The organism is Kineococcus xinjiangensis, from assembly GCF_002934625.1.
Taxonomy (GTDB): Bacteria; Actinomycetota; Actinomycetes; order Actinomycetales; family Kineococcaceae; genus Kineococcus_A; species Kineococcus_A xinjiangensis.
This window is the reverse complement of sequence record NZ_PTJD01000008.1, coordinates 1-12,723: the sequence shown is the minus strand read 5'-3', so window position 1 is coordinate 12,723 and position 12,723 is coordinate 1. Positions and strand designations below refer to the sequence as shown.

The window sequence follows — 12,723 nt, the reverse complement described above, 5'->3', positions numbered from 1 at the left end:
AGCCGGATGGAGCCCGAAGTGGCCAAGCAGTCCTCGTCCGAGAGCCGTCTCGACGCCGTCATCAGCCTCGCCAAGCGCCGGGGCTTCGTCTTCCCCTGCGGGGAGATCTACGGCGGCACCCGCTCCGCCTGGGACTACGGCCCCCTCGGGGTCGAGCTCAAGGAGAACATCAAGAAGCAGTGGTGGCGCTCCGTCGTGCAGTCGCGCGAGGACGTCGTCGGCCTCGACTCCTCCATCATCCTGCCGCGGCAGGTGTGGCAGGCGTCCGGTCACATCGAGGCGTTCGTGGACCCGCTGGTGGAGTGCCAGTCCTGCCACCGCCGCTACCGCGAGGACCACCTGCAGGAGGAGTTCGCCGAGCGCAAGGGCCGCCCCGACCCCGACGCCGTGCAGCTGGCCGAGGTGCCCTGCCCGAACTGCGGCAACCGCTCGTGGACGGAGCCGAAGCAGTTCAACGGCCTCCTCAAGACCTACCTCGGCGTCACCGAGGACGAGTCGGGCCTGGCGTACCTGCGCCCGGAGACCGCGCAGGGCATCTTCGTGAACTTCCTCAACGTCAAGGACACCGCCCGGCGGAAGGTGCCCTTCGGCATCGGCCAGATCGGCAAGAGCTTCCGCAACGAGATCACGCCGGGCAACTTCATCTTCCGGACCCGCGAGTTCGAGCAGATGGAGATGGAGTTCTTCGTCCAGCCGGGCACGGACGAGGAGTGGCACCAGTACTGGATCGACACCCGCCTGCAGTGGTACGTGGACCTCGGGGTGGAGCGGGAGAACCTGCGGCTCTACGAGCACCCGCAGGAGAAGCTGTCGCACTACTCCAAGCGCACGGTGGACATCGAGTACCGGTTCGGGTTCACCGGCTCGGAGTGGGGTGAGCTGGAGGGCATCGCCAACCGCACGGACTTCGACCTGTCCACGCACTCCAAGCACTCCGGGGCGAACCTGACGTACCTGGACCCGGCGACGAACGAGCGCTACACCCCCTACGTCATCGAGCCGGCAGCGGGCCTGACCCGCTCCCTCATGACGTTCCTCGTCGACGCCTACGCCGAGGACGAGGCGCCCAACACCAAGGGCGGCGTGGACAAGCGCACGGTGCTGCGCCTCGACCACCGACTCTCTCCCGTCAAGGCCGCGGTGCTCCCGCTGTCGCGCAACGAGGAGCTGTCGCCGAAGGCCCGCGACCTCGCCGCGGAGCTGCGCCGCAACTGGAACGTGGAGTTCGACGACGCGCAGGCCATCGGCCGCCGCTACCGCCGCCAGGACGAGATCGGCACGCCGTTCTGCATCACCGTCGACTTCGACACCCTGCAGGACCAGGCGGTGACGATCCGCTCGCGCGACACGATGCAGCAGGAGCGCGTCGCCCTCGACCAGGTCACGGCCTGGCTGGGCGCCCGCCTCATCGGCTGCTGAGAGGGCGGTTCGCGTGGCGGGCGACGGGGCCCAGCACGACGGGACCGCGCGGGGTGCGGGCACCGGGGAGGTCGACGCGGACCTCCTCGGGGCCTCGGCCCTGCTCACGGAGGAGGAGCTCGGCTGGCAGCGCCGGGTCCGGGAGTTCGTGGCCGCGCGCATCGCGCCGGTCGTGGACGCCGACTTCGAGGACCGGCACTTCCGGCGGGAGCTGGTGCGGGAGCTGGGGGAACTCGGCGTCCTGGGAATGCACCTGCGCGGCCACGGGTGCGCCGGGGCCGGTGCGGTCAGCTACGGCCTGGCGTGCATGGAGCTGGAGGCCGGTGACTCCGCCTGGCGGACGTTCGTCTCGGTGCAGGGTTCGCTGGCGATGTCCGCGATCGCGCGGTTCGGCACCGCGGAGCAGCAGGAGCAGTGGCTGCCGGCGATGGCCGCGGGCCGGGCGATCGGCTGCTTCGGCCTCACCGAGCCCGGCGCCGGCAGCGACCCGGCCGCGATGACCACCACCGCCCGCCGCGACGGCGGCGACTGGGTCCTCGACGGGCGCAAGCGCTGGATCGGCCTGGGGTCGGTCGCCGACGTCGTGGTGCTGTGGGCGCGGGCGGAGGACGGCGTGCGCGGCTTCCTCGTGCCGACGTCGGCGCCCGGCTTCTCCGCGCACGACATCGACAACAAGCTCTCCCTGCGGGCCTCGGTGCAGTGCGAGCTGCACCTGGACTCCGTGCGGCTGCCGGCGGAGGCGGCCCTGCCGGGGGCGGTCGGCCTGCGCGCGCCGTTCTCCTGCCTGGGGGAGGCCCGCTACGGGATCGTGTGGGGGGTGCTGGGCCCGGCGCGGGAGTGCATCGCGGCCGCGGTGCGGCACGCGCGGCGGCGGCAGGTGTTCGGCAAGGCGCTGGCGGAGCTGCAGCTGACCCAGGCGAAGGTCGCCGACATGGTGGTGGAGCACCAGAAGGCCCTGCTCCTGGCCCTGCACCTGGGGCGGTTGAAGGAGGCGGGGACGCTGACCCCGGCCCAGGTCAGCGTCGGCAAGCTCAACAACGTGCGCGAGGCGCTGGAGATCGCCCGCACCGCCCGCACGATCCTCGGCGGCGACGGGGTGACCAGCGACTACCCCGTGATGCGGCACATGGCGAACCTGGAGTCGGTGCGGACCTACGAGGGGACCGACGAGGTGCACACCCTCGTCGTGGGTCACGCGGTGACGGGGCTCCGGGCCTTCTCCTGAGCCGGGCGACGCGTCGACCGGAGCACTCCCGGAAGTGCCCGGGGTCGCCGCACCGTCCGGCGACGAGGAGGTGGCTCGCGTCATCCCCCTGCCCGCTCGCCGCCTGCTCGCCGGCTGGCACGTCGGCCTCTCCGCGCACCGCGGCTGAGGGGGAGGGCCCGCACCGCGCCCCGGTGCGTCGGGGGCAGCAGTCATCATGGGGAGCGTGAGCACCGCCCCCGACGCGCCCGCCCCCGCCGTGGCCCCCCTGCGGATCGGCCCCCACGAGTCGCCGACCCCCGTGGTGCTGGCCCCCATGGCCGGCATCACCAACGCGGCGTTCCGGCGGCTGTGCCGCGAGCACGGGCGGGGCTTCTACGTCAGCGAGATGACCACCTCCCGCGCCCTGGTGGAGCGGACGCCGGAGTCGATGCGGCTGGTGACCTTCGACCCCGACGAGCACCCCCGCAGCGTCCAGCTCTACGGCGTGGACCCCGCCACGGTGGGGGCGGCGGTGCGGATGGTCGTCGGCGAGGGCCTCGCGGACCACATCGACCTCAACTTCGGCTGCCCGGTGCCCAAGGTGACCCGCAAGGGCGGCGGTGCGGCCCTGCCGTGGAAGCACGAGCTGTTCACGCAGATCGTGCGGGCCGCCGTCACGGAGGCCTCCCGCGAGGGCGTCCCCGTGACCGTGAAGATGCGCAAGGGCGTCGACGAGGACCACCTGACGTACCTGGCGGCGGGGCGTGCCGCGGAGGCGGAGGGGGTGGCGGCGGTCGCGTTGCACGGGCGCACGGCGGAGCAGCACTACTCCGGCCAGGCCGACTGGGACGCCATCGCCCGGCTGAAGGAGGCTGTCACGACCGTCCCCGTGCTCGGCAACGGCGACATCTGGAGTGCCGAGGACGCGCTGGAGATGGTGCGCCGCACCGGCTGTGACGGGGTCGTCGTCGGCCGCGGCTGCCTGGGCCGGCCGTGGCTGTTCGCCGACCTCGAGGCCGGCTTCGCGGGGCGCGCGGAGCGGGTGCGCCCGGGTCTGGGGCAGGTCGCCGCCACGGTGCGCCGCCACGCGGAGCTCCTCGTGGAGCACTACGGCGACGAGCTGAAGGGCTGCCGCGACATCCGCAAGCACATCGCCTGGTACTTCAAGGGCTACGTCGTGGGCGGGGACCTGCGCGCCCGCCTCGGCCTCGTCGACACCCTCGCCGCCCTCGACGAGCTGCTCGCCACTCTCGACCTCGACCAGCCGCACCCGGGGGAGACCGCGGAGGGGCCGCGCGGGCGGGCGGGCTCGCCGCAGCGGGTGGCGCTGCCGGAGGGCTGGCTGGACGACCAGGAGCTTTCGGGGCCCGCGCTGGCCGTGGTGCGCCAGGCGGAGCTGTCGGTGTCGGGTGGGTGAGGCTCAGGTGGCCGGGGACCTGGTGGACGGGGGCCCGACGCCCGCCGGGGCGGGGGAGCGCGCGCTGGCGGAGGGCTACGGCCCGGCCGACGTGCAGCGCTGGGTCCCCGAGCCCCCGAAGACCCACGCCCGGAGCCCGTTCGCCCGCGACCGCGCCCGGCTGCTGCACTCCGCGGCGCTGCGCCGGCTGGCGGCGAAGACGCAGGTGGTGGGACCGGGCAGCGACGACTTCGTCCGCAACCGGCTCACGCACTCCCTGGAGGTCGCCCAGGTGGGGCGGGAGCTGGGCGCCGCGCTGGGCTGCGACCCCGACGTCGTGGACACCGCCTGCCTGGCCCACGACCTGGGGCACCCGCCCTTCGGCCACAACGGCGAGCAGGCCCTCGACGAGGTGGCCCGCGACATCGGCGGCTTCGAGGGCAACGCCCAGACGCTGCGGCTGCTGACGAGGCTGGAGCCGAAGGTCGTGGGTCCCGGCGGCCGCTGCGCCGGCCTGAACCTCACTCGCGCCAGCCTGGACGCCTCGACGAAGTACCCGTGGCGGCGTGGCGGGGCGCCCGGTGGCCCGACCCGCAAGTTCGGCGCCTACGACGACGACGCGGCGGTGTTCGGGTGGTTGCGCGAGGGCGCGCCGCCGGGGAGGCGCTGCGTCGAGGCGCAGGTGATGGACTTCGCCGACGACGTCGCCTACTCCGTCCACGACGTCGAGGACGCCGTCGTCGCCGGGCACGTGCGTCTGCGCTGGCTGCAGTCGCCGGAGACGCGGGCCACGGTGGCCGCCCTCGTGCGCCAGTGGTACCTGCCGGCGGTCGGGGACGAGGAGGTCGACGCGGCGCTGCTGCGGCTGGCGGCGCTGCCCTACTGGGCTGCGGAGCCGGACGGGGAGCCTTTCGGCGGCAGGCGCCACCTCGCGGCGCTGAAGGACATGACGAGCCAGCTCATCGGCCGCTTCGCGGGTGCCGCGGAGGTGGCGACGCGGGCGGTGCACGGGCCGGGACGCCTGACCCGCTTCGGCGCCGACGTCGTCGTGCCGCACGAGACGGCCGTGGAGGTGGCGGCCCTGAAGGGGGTGGCCGCGGTCTTCGTGATGGTGGCCCTGGAGCGGCAGCCGCTCTACGCGCGGCAGCGGGAGCTGCTCCTGGAGCTGGTCGCCGCGCTGCTGCGGCGGGCACCGGACGCGCTGGAGCCGCCGTTCGCCGAGGACTACGCCGCGGCGGACGACGACGCGCAGCGGTTGCGGGTCGTGGTGGACCAGGTGGCGTCGCTGACGGACTCCTCGGCGGTCACCCTGCACGCCCGCCTGGCCTGAGGCCGGCCCTCGGCCGGGCGGGTGGACGGGTCAGGGGATGAGCAGCGAGGTGCTCGACTCCGCGTCACCGAGCACGGCGCAATAGACCTCGCGGTGGTCGTCCGCCTCCCAGCTCTCCTGGGTGGGGATGAACCAGTCCGCGCTGAACTGCTCCAGCGGGATCTCGCCGCCGAACTCCTCCCCGACCTGCGCGATGCAGCGCTCCTCGGCGAGCTGGTGCAGGGCCTCGTCCCCGGGGAAGGGGCCGGCGTCGGCGTGGAAGGAGGTGAGGATCTGGCCGTTGTGCGGCTCGTAGCACGGGGTGGCGGTGGTGGCGGGAGGGTTCGCCTGGGGGTCGTGGGCGTAGCAGGCGCCGATGAAGGCGTCGAAGAGCAGGTGGTCCTCGACCGCATCGGGGGCGGGCGCGTCGTCGACCGCCGCCTCCGGCTCCACCGGCTCCACCGGCGCGGGTGCGGCGGGCGGGGCGGACAGCTCCTCGCCGGAGGTCGCCGTGTCGCCGGCGAGCAGGACGGCGAGGGTGCCGCTGAGGAGGAGCGCGACGAGCGCGACGGCGGTGGTGACGGTCGCGATCGCGCCGAGCACGATGCCCGCGATGGCCATGCCCCGCCCGGCGGTGCCGTTGCGCCGGGTCCGGCCCAGGCCCACGATGCCCAGCACGACCGCGACGAGGCCCGTCCCGAGCAGGCCGGTGACGAGGGCCGCGACGGACATGCCGTCGGTGCTGCGCGGCGCAGCGGCGGGAGCGGGTGGAACGGGCGGGGCGGACTGCGGGGCGGGATGCACGGGGGACGAGCGTAGGGCGCCGGCGTCCCGCGCGTGGGGCGTTCGCCGGGATCCGGCGGTGCCCGCGCCCGGACCCTCCCCGCGGTCTGCGGGGCGGTCCGGGCGGGCGGTCAGCGCGCGCCGTCCAGGAGTGCGGTCAGTGCTTGCGGACGGCGTCGGCCGTCGCGCTGGCCGTGGAGGCTGCCGCCGCCTTGCCCTTCTTGTCGGCCCGCTTCTCCTTCAGGGACTTGCCGGACTTCTTGGCGGAGCTCTGTCGCGGGGACTTGTCCATGGTCTGCTCCTTGCCGGCGCCCGCAGCTCACGCTGTCGGGGCGGCTGATGTGGTGCACGGGCCGCACGCCATCCGCCCGGGAGGGAGACCTCCATCGGAGCCCGGGGCGCAGGGACGAGGCGCGGAGCTCCTCGCACGGCAGACCTCGAGCATAGGCGCGCACGCGCTCCACCGGTACCGCCGCGCCCCCGGACGGCCGTCGGTGCGCCCGCTTAGGATCGCCCGGTGGCCGGCCGCATCAACCCCGACGATCTCGCGGCGGTGAAGAACGCCGTGCGGATCGACGAGGTCGTCGGTGAGCACGTCGCCCTGAAGCCGGCGGGCGTGGGCTCGATGAAGGGCCTGTGCCCCTTCCACGACGAACGCAGCCCGAGCTTCAACGTCCGGCCCCAGGTGGGCTACTGGCACTGCTTCGGCTGCGGCGAGGGCGGTGACGCGATCTCCTTCCTGCAGCGCATCGAGTCGCTGTCGTTCGTGGAGGCCGTCGAGCGACTGGCGGGCCGGGCCGGCGTGCAGCTGCGCTACATCGACGACGGCGGCCGTCCCGCGCGCCCCCAGGTGCCCGGCGGGCAGCGGCAGCGGCTGCTGGAGGCGCACCGGGTCGCGGCGGAGCACTTCGCCGAGCGGCTGCAGGCCCCGGGCGACCCGGACGCCGCGCGCCGCTTCCTCGCCGAGCGGGGGTTCAGCCGGGAGGAGGCGGCCCGTTTCGGGGTCGGCTTCGCCCCCCGCGACGGCGACGCGCTGCTGCGGCACCTGCGGGGGCGGGGCTTCACCGAGGACGAGCTGGTGACCGCCGGCCTGACGGGGCGCTCCCAGCGCGGCAGCCTCTACGACCGCTTCCGCGGCCGGCTCGTGTGGCCGATCCGCGACGTGACCGGCGCGGTGATCGCGTTCGGCGCGCGGCGGCTCTTCGACGACGACCGCATCGAGGCCAAGTACGTCAACAGCCCCGAGACGCCCGTCTACAAGAAGTCCCAGGCCCTCTACGGCATCGACCTGGCCAAGCGCGAGATCGCCAAGCGCAACCAGCTCGTCGTCGTGGAGGGCTACACGGACGTGATGGCCTGCCATCTCGCGGGGGTCCCCACGGCCGTCGCCACCTGCGGCACCGCGTTCGGGGAGGAGCACGTGCGTGTCGCCCGGCGTCTGCTGGGCGACCAGGCCGGGGCAGAGGTGATCTTCACCTTCGACGGTGACGAGGCCGGGCAGAAGGCGGCGCTGCGGGCCTTCGAGCTCGACTCCCGCTTCACCACCGAGACGTACGTGGCCGTGGAGCAGAGCGGCATGGACCCGTGCGACCTGCGGCTGGCGGCGGGTGACGCGGCCGTGGTGGCGCTCGTCGCCGGGCGCGTGCCGCTGTTCGAGTTCGCGGTGCGCTCGACGCTGCGCCGCTACGACCTGGACTCCGAGGCCGGCCGGCTGGCGGCGCTCGACGCGGCGGCCCCGGTGGTGGCGCAGCTGCGGGACTCCGGGCTGCGACAGCGCTACGCCGTGCAGCTCGACCGCTGGCTGGGGTTCATGGACGAGCGCTTCGTGCTCCAGCGGGTGGCCCAGGCGGCGCGTGGGCGTGGCCGCGGTCCGGAGGCGACCACCCCGACCCCCGCTGCGGCTCAGGCCCCGGCCCCCGCCGTGTCGCGGCCGGACCCGCGGGACCCGGTGGTGCAGCTGGAGCAGCGGGTGCTGGCGTGCGCCCTGCAGCACCCGCAGCTGGTCGCCGAGGACTTCGACGCGCTGCCCGAGGGCGCCTTCGTGGTGCCGGTGCACCGCGCGGTGCACGACGCGATCGCGGCGGCGGGTGGTCCCGCGGAGGCCCTGCCGGGGCCGGAGTGGGTGGCGCGGGTGCTGTCCTACTCGGGGGAGGGGGTGGCCCCGCTGGTCAACGAGCTGGCAGTGGCCGACCTGCCCGTCAGCGACGAGTCCGAGCTGGAGCGCTGGGCCGGGTCCGTGGTCGCGGCACTGGCGGCGGAGGCCGCCACCCGGGCGGTCGCGGAGCTGAGGCGGCGGCTGGGACGGCTGGATCCGGCCGCCGACGTGGAGGAGTACCAGCGGGCGTTCGCGGAGCTGCTGCGGCTGGAGGCCGACCGCCGCGCCTGGCGCGACCGCGCTCTCGGCGGGTGATCGCGGGCGAGGTCGGGGCGCGGCGCGTGACGCACCGTGGCTGCACCGGCCCTGCGCTGGGCTGGTAGGGTGAACGTGCTGCAGCCGCGGCGGGCATCGCCCGATGTGGAGAGTGCAGTGCAGTACGCAGGAAATGCACAGAGTGATCCCGCCTAGCTCAATTGGCAGAGCAGCCGGCTGTTAACCGGCAGGTTATTGGTTCGAGTCCAATGGCGGGAGCTTCGCCCGGGAGGCGCACGACATCGTCGTGCGCCTCCCGTCGTGTCCGGGCGCGCTGCGGTGCGCGGCAGGGGAGGTGTGGTGGCTCGAGGCCGGTCCCGGCGCCGCACCGGCATGGGCCTGCGCGGCGTCCTGGCCGCCGTCCTCCTGCCCCTGCTCCTGGCGCTCGCGGCCGTCGTCCTGGTCGGGCTGCCCGACGGGGCGCCGGTCGATGCGGCTCCGGGCACGGCGCTGGCGGCGGTGGAGCAGCTCGAGGTCAAGGGCCGGGCCCCGCGCACCGGGTACTCCCGCGACGAGTTCGGCGGCGGCTGGCTGGATCCCGACGGCAACGGCTGCGACACCCGCAACGACATCCTCCGCCGCGACCTGGAGGACGTCCGCGCCCGGAGCGACGACCGCTGCATCGTGCAGGCCGGCGTGCTGCGCGATCCCTACAGCGGGCGGGAGATCCCCTTCCAGCGGGGGCGGGGCACCAGCGACGACGTGCAGATCGACCACGTCGTGGCCCTGGCCGACGCCTGGCAGAAGGGCGCCCAGCAGTGGAGCGACGAGCAGCGCGAGCAGTTCGCCAACGACCCGCTGGAGCTGGTCGCCGTCGACGGCGCGCTGAACCAGCAGAAGGGCGCCGGGGATGCCGCGACGTGGCTGCCGCCGCGCAACCGCTGCCCGTACATCGCCCGCCAGGTCGCGGTGAAGGTGCGCTACGGGTTGTGGGTGACCCCCGCCGAGCGCGACGCGATGGTCGACGTGCTCTCGCAGTGCCCGGACCAGCCCCTGCCGCGGTAGGGGCGGAAAACTGCTCACGCGTCCTGCGCCGGCGGCGGACTCCAGAGGTTGCCGCGCACGGTTCGGTGACGCGACGGGGCGACGCCGTCCCGCCGTGTCACCTGCGGGGTGTCCGCTAGCGTGGCCGCGTGCGCTTCGCCGACCTGCCGGCCGGGTTCCTCATCGCGCACCGCGGTGGTGCGCTGCAGGCCCCGGAGAACACCCTCGAGGCCTACCGCTGGGCGCTGCGCCAGGGGTTGCAGGTCCTCGAGCAGGACGTGCAGGTGCTGGCCGACGGGGCGCTGGGCGTCATGCACGACGGCACCGTGGACCGCACGACGACCTCCACCGGCAACGTCTGCGACCACACGGCGGCGTCCTGGAAGCGGCTGAGGATCGACGCGGGCACGTACCTGGGCGGCAACTGGGGTGACGACCTGCGCCCTCCGCTGTTCGAGGAGGTCCTGGCGGAGTTCGGGGGCCGCGCGCTGCTGTGCCCCGAGGCGAAGTCCCCGGGGACGATGGCGCCGATGCTCGACGCCCTGGAGTCCTCCGGCGTCGACCGGGAGACGGTGCTGGTGCAGTCCTTCTCCCGGCCGGAGTGCCGGGTCGCCGTCGAGCGCGGCTGGCAGACGCTGTGGCTCGGGTCGACCGACCCCGCCGCCGCGGCGGCCGACGGCATCAGCTGGATCGGGGTAGAGGCGCAGGCGGTGACGTCGTCCCTGTGCCGGTCGGCGCACACGCTCGGCGTCAAGGTCGCCTGCTACACCGTGAACCGGCTGTGGCGGTGGCGGAACCTCAAGCCCTGCGGGGTCGACGCCTGCTTCTCCGACGACCCCGTCTACCTGCGCGACGGAGCGCGGAGGCACCGGCGTGACGCGTTCGCCGGTGGGGACTGGATGCCGGGCATGCAGCCGGACGGTGGCGTCCGCGGCCGCTTCCACTCCGACGGTTCCTTCGGCTTCGACGCGGAGGGTTCGGCGGCGTGGGTGCTGCTGGGCTCGCTCGGTCCGGCTGATCCGTCCGCTTTCACCCTGGACGTCGCGATGTGCGTCGACGGCCTCGGGGAGGACGCTGCCGGTTCGCTGGTCCTGTCCACCACGGACCTGCCGTTCGACGGGTCCGTCTCCGGGGGCGAGGGCTACGAGTTCCTGCTGCACCGCGACGGACGGCTGGTGATCCGCCGCTTCGGTGACGGGGTGGGGGCGCCCGTCGCGGAGGCGGGTAGCACCGCCGTCGTCGCCGGGGACTGGGTTCCGCTGAGGGTGACCGTGGCGGCGGCGGGCGTGTCGCTCGCCCGGACCGACGCTCCGGGAGCGGCGTCCGCTCCCGCGGCGGCCGGTCCCGAACTCGGGTTCCTGCACATCGGTCGCCGAGGTGGCGCCGTCCGGTTCCAGGAGGTGGTGTTCACGTGAGCGACGCGCGCGAAGTCTCCGGACGCGAACTCCCCGGCCACGGGCCGGCCGATCCCGACGGCTATTCCGTCACCGAGGTCGCGGAGGGCTACGTGTGGATCCGGCGTGCGGACGGGGGCAGGTCCGAGCCGCACCCCAGCCGGGCGCAGGCCGTCGAGTCCGCCGAGGCCGACCAGCGGGCGCGCGGTCCGCGGCCGTGACCGCGCGGTGTCGGCGGATCGGCGGTGGGCGAGCTTCCGGAGCCGAGCGGTAGGCTCGGGCCGTGGGCCGTTCCGCAGGTTCCGGTCTGCGGGGATGCGTCCACGGGGGGCGGTAGCTCAGCCGGTCAGAGCAGCGGACTCATAATCCGTCGGTCGTGGGTTCGAGCCCCACCCGCCCTACCTGCGCTTCCGCAGCGATCGGCCACAGCGTCCAGGTCGCCCCCGGACGGACCGGCGTAGACGTCCAGCGTCATGGCTGCCGAGGCGCGTCCGTGCGGCCCAGGCGTGCCGGCGACTACGGCATCAGAGTGCGCTCTCGCTCAGCACGCCGCTGCAGCGGTCATCATGTCCAGGTGCACGACGCTCACGACCACGACAGCCCAGAGTGCTGCGCCACCTGCGCCACCTGCGGCAGCCCCGCCGAGCCGAGCGACCGGCACGTCCGCTTCACCTGGCCCGATCCCGTGCTGAGCCTGTCGGAGCAGGAGCGCACCGAGAACGTCTGGCTCAGCCACGACACCGCCACGAGCTCGGTGATGATGGAGGCTCCGGGCCCGGGCTCCTTCGTCCGGGTCCTGCTGCCGCTCCGGCTGGATGACGGCACGTCGGTGACCTATGGAACCTGGCTGGCCGTGCGCTCGGACGAGATGCGGCGGGCGTTCACCGTCTGGCTCGAGCCGGCGTACGTGGACCTGCGCCTGGAGGGCCACCTCGCCAACGACATCGCTCCGGGCGGGGTCCTGGGAGCCGAAGCGTCAGCGCTGGTGCGCGACGAGGATCACACGCCCTACCTGCACGCCAGCACCCACCCGCTGCTCAACCGGATGATCACCCAGACCTCGCCCGCCGCCCTGCACGCCTGAGCGACCCGGCGGGTACAGGGTCCAAGTGCAGCAACAACCCCACCGCTCCACGACACCCGCGACGGCTCGACGACCCGCCAACCGCACTGGTACGACCGAGCGACACCACTCCGCGTCGCTCGGGACTACACGGCGCCCTCCGGGCGCACGAGGCGCTCCAGCAGGGCTACGAGGCTCGTGGGGGACAGGTGACCGTGTCCTTCGTTGCGCATGCCGGCATCCAGGTCCCGCGGGTCGTACCACGAGAGGTCCAGTCGACCGTCGGAGAAGACCAGCAGGTCAGCCTCCCGGAACGGTGCCTCGATCCGCAGGAACCAGCTGGGGTCCATGGGGGCCGCTGGAAACGGGCCTTCCAGCCGTAGGCGGACCTCGGGAGCCTGACGTGCCGTCAGCCAGTCCCTCATGGCTCCACCCAACTGTCTCGTGAGCACCTCGGCCTCATCCTCCGTTGACGGGCCCGGCGACTCGTCCGCCTCCTCGGAGCTGCTCACTCGTCCAGCCTGACAGCTGCCGAGCAACGACCACCGCGTCCGGCGCCGGTGTGGCGCGGATGCGGCACGAGACCCCGCGAGAGCGCTGCGTCCAACGGCGGGTGCCCGCTCGCCATCGTCCAGGTTCAGAGGCGGGGGAGGGGCATCGCCTCAGGTGAACGGATCGCCCGAAAGTGGCGTCCATGAGAGTGGTGTACGACCGGCCCGGCTGACGGGCGTGGCTGACGCATGAGAAGGCGGCCACCGCGTGATGCTTCGAAGGACCTC

Annotated in this window: 12 protein-coding genes and 2 tRNA genes; 11 read left to right on the top strand and 3 right to left on the bottom strand. The window is 74.0% G+C overall.

Annotated elements, in window-relative coordinates; translation table 11 throughout:
* Nucleotides 1–18: 18 nt before the first annotated feature.
* The 4 genes from CLV92_RS12010 to CLV92_RS11995 all read left to right on the top strand — a co-directional run bounded on the left by CLV92_RS12010 (nucleotide 19) and on the right by CLV92_RS11995 (nucleotide 5,331).
* On the top strand, nucleotides 19–1,419 hold the full coding sequence (locus CLV92_RS12010; protein ID WP_245886751.1) for a glycine--tRNA ligase: 1,401 nt from the start codon (nucleotides 19–21) through the stop codon (nucleotides 1,417–1,419).
* Nucleotides 1,420–1,519: 100 nt separating this feature from the next.
* Nucleotides 1,520–2,644 carry an acyl-CoA dehydrogenase family protein gene (locus CLV92_RS12005; protein ID WP_104433221.1) on the top strand — a complete coding sequence of 375 codons (1,125 nt, stop codon included), beginning with the start codon at nucleotides 1,520–1,522 and terminating at the stop codon, nucleotides 2,642–2,644.
* A gap of 196 nt (nucleotides 2,645–2,840) precedes the next feature.
* A complete protein-coding gene (dusB, locus tag CLV92_RS12000) occupies nucleotides 2,841–4,022 on the top strand; it encodes a tRNA dihydrouridine synthase DusB (RefSeq protein ID WP_104433080.1) in 1,182 nt (393 codons plus the stop codon).
* Between the two features lie 22 nt (nucleotides 4,023–4,044).
* On the top strand, nucleotides 4,045–5,331 hold the full coding sequence (locus CLV92_RS11995) for a deoxyguanosinetriphosphate triphosphohydrolase (protein ID WP_104433220.1): 1,287 nt from the start codon (nucleotides 4,045–4,047) through the stop codon (nucleotides 5,329–5,331).
* Between the two features lie 30 nt (nucleotides 5,332–5,361).
* Here CLV92_RS11995 and CLV92_RS20990 read toward each other — a convergent pair whose 3' ends face one another.
* Nucleotides 5,362–6,114 carry a DUF4190 domain-containing protein gene (locus CLV92_RS20990; RefSeq protein ID WP_146099506.1) on the bottom strand — a complete coding sequence of 251 codons (753 nt, stop codon included), beginning with the start codon at nucleotides 6,112–6,114 and terminating at the stop codon, nucleotides 5,362–5,364.
* Nucleotides 6,115–6,250: 136 nt separating this feature from the next.
* The gene (locus CLV92_RS22880) at nucleotides 6,251–6,385 is read right to left on the bottom strand and encodes a hypothetical protein (protein ID WP_281256925.1); all 135 of its coding nucleotides are present in this window, start codon (nucleotides 6,383–6,385) and stop codon (nucleotides 6,251–6,253) included.
* 225 nt (nucleotides 6,386–6,610) lie between these two features.
* On the opposite strand from CLV92_RS22880, the gene dnaG reads away from it, so the two are divergent.
* From dnaG to CLV92_RS11955, 7 genes are all read left to right on the top strand, one after another.
* Entirely contained in the window at nucleotides 6,611–8,503 is a 1,893-nt protein-coding gene (gene dnaG, locus CLV92_RS11985) for a DNA primase (RefSeq protein WP_104433079.1), read from the top strand.
* Nucleotides 8,504–8,649: 146 nt separating this feature from the next.
* Nucleotides 8,650–8,722 (top strand) — tRNA-Asn (locus CLV92_RS11980).
* 81 nt (nucleotides 8,723–8,803) lie between these two features.
* Nucleotides 8,804–9,508, top strand: a complete 705-nt coding sequence (locus tag CLV92_RS11975) for an HNH endonuclease family protein (protein ID WP_245886746.1) — start codon at nucleotides 8,804–8,806, stop codon at nucleotides 9,506–9,508.
* 128 nt (nucleotides 9,509–9,636) lie between these two features.
* Nucleotides 9,637–10,902 carry a glycerophosphodiester phosphodiesterase gene (locus tag CLV92_RS11970; RefSeq protein ID WP_104433077.1) on the top strand — a complete coding sequence of 422 codons (1,266 nt, stop codon included), beginning with the start codon at nucleotides 9,637–9,639 and terminating at the stop codon, nucleotides 10,900–10,902.
* On the top strand, nucleotides 10,899–11,102 hold the full coding sequence (locus tag CLV92_RS11965; protein ID WP_104433076.1) for a hypothetical protein: 204 nt from the start codon (nucleotides 10,899–10,901) through the stop codon (nucleotides 11,100–11,102). Before CLV92_RS11970 ends, CLV92_RS11965 begins: the two co-directional genes overlap by 4 nt.
* Before the next feature lie 106 nt (nucleotides 11,103–11,208).
* Nucleotides 11,209–11,282 (top strand) — tRNA-Ile (locus CLV92_RS11960).
* Between the two features lie 173 nt (nucleotides 11,283–11,455).
* Entirely contained in the window at nucleotides 11,456–11,965 is a 510-nt protein-coding gene (locus tag CLV92_RS11955; RefSeq protein WP_158257219.1) for a DUF2199 domain-containing protein, read from the top strand.
* A 125-nt stretch (nucleotides 11,966–12,090) separates the two neighbouring features.
* Here the strand turns inward: CLV92_RS11955 and CLV92_RS20985 are convergent, their stop codons facing one another.
* Nucleotides 12,091–12,294: a hypothetical protein gene (locus CLV92_RS20985; protein WP_146099505.1), complete on the bottom strand. Its 204-nt coding sequence runs from the start codon at nucleotides 12,292–12,294 to the stop codon at nucleotides 12,091–12,093.
* Nucleotides 12,295–12,723 lie beyond the last annotated feature (429 nt).

Excerpts from the sequence above, each read along its gene's own strand:
- dusB (WP_104433080.1), top strand. The coding sequence starts at position 2,841 with ATGGGGAGCGTGAGCACCGCCCCCGACGCGCCCGCCCCCGCCGTGGCC.
- CLV92_RS22880 (WP_281256925.1), bottom strand. The coding sequence starts at position 6,385 with ATGGACAAGTCCCCGCGACAGAGCTCCGCCAAGAAGTCCGGCAAGTCC.
- CLV92_RS20985 (WP_146099505.1), bottom strand. The coding sequence starts at position 12,294 with ATGGACCCCAGCTGGTTCCTGCGGATCGAGGCACCGTTCCGGGAGGCT.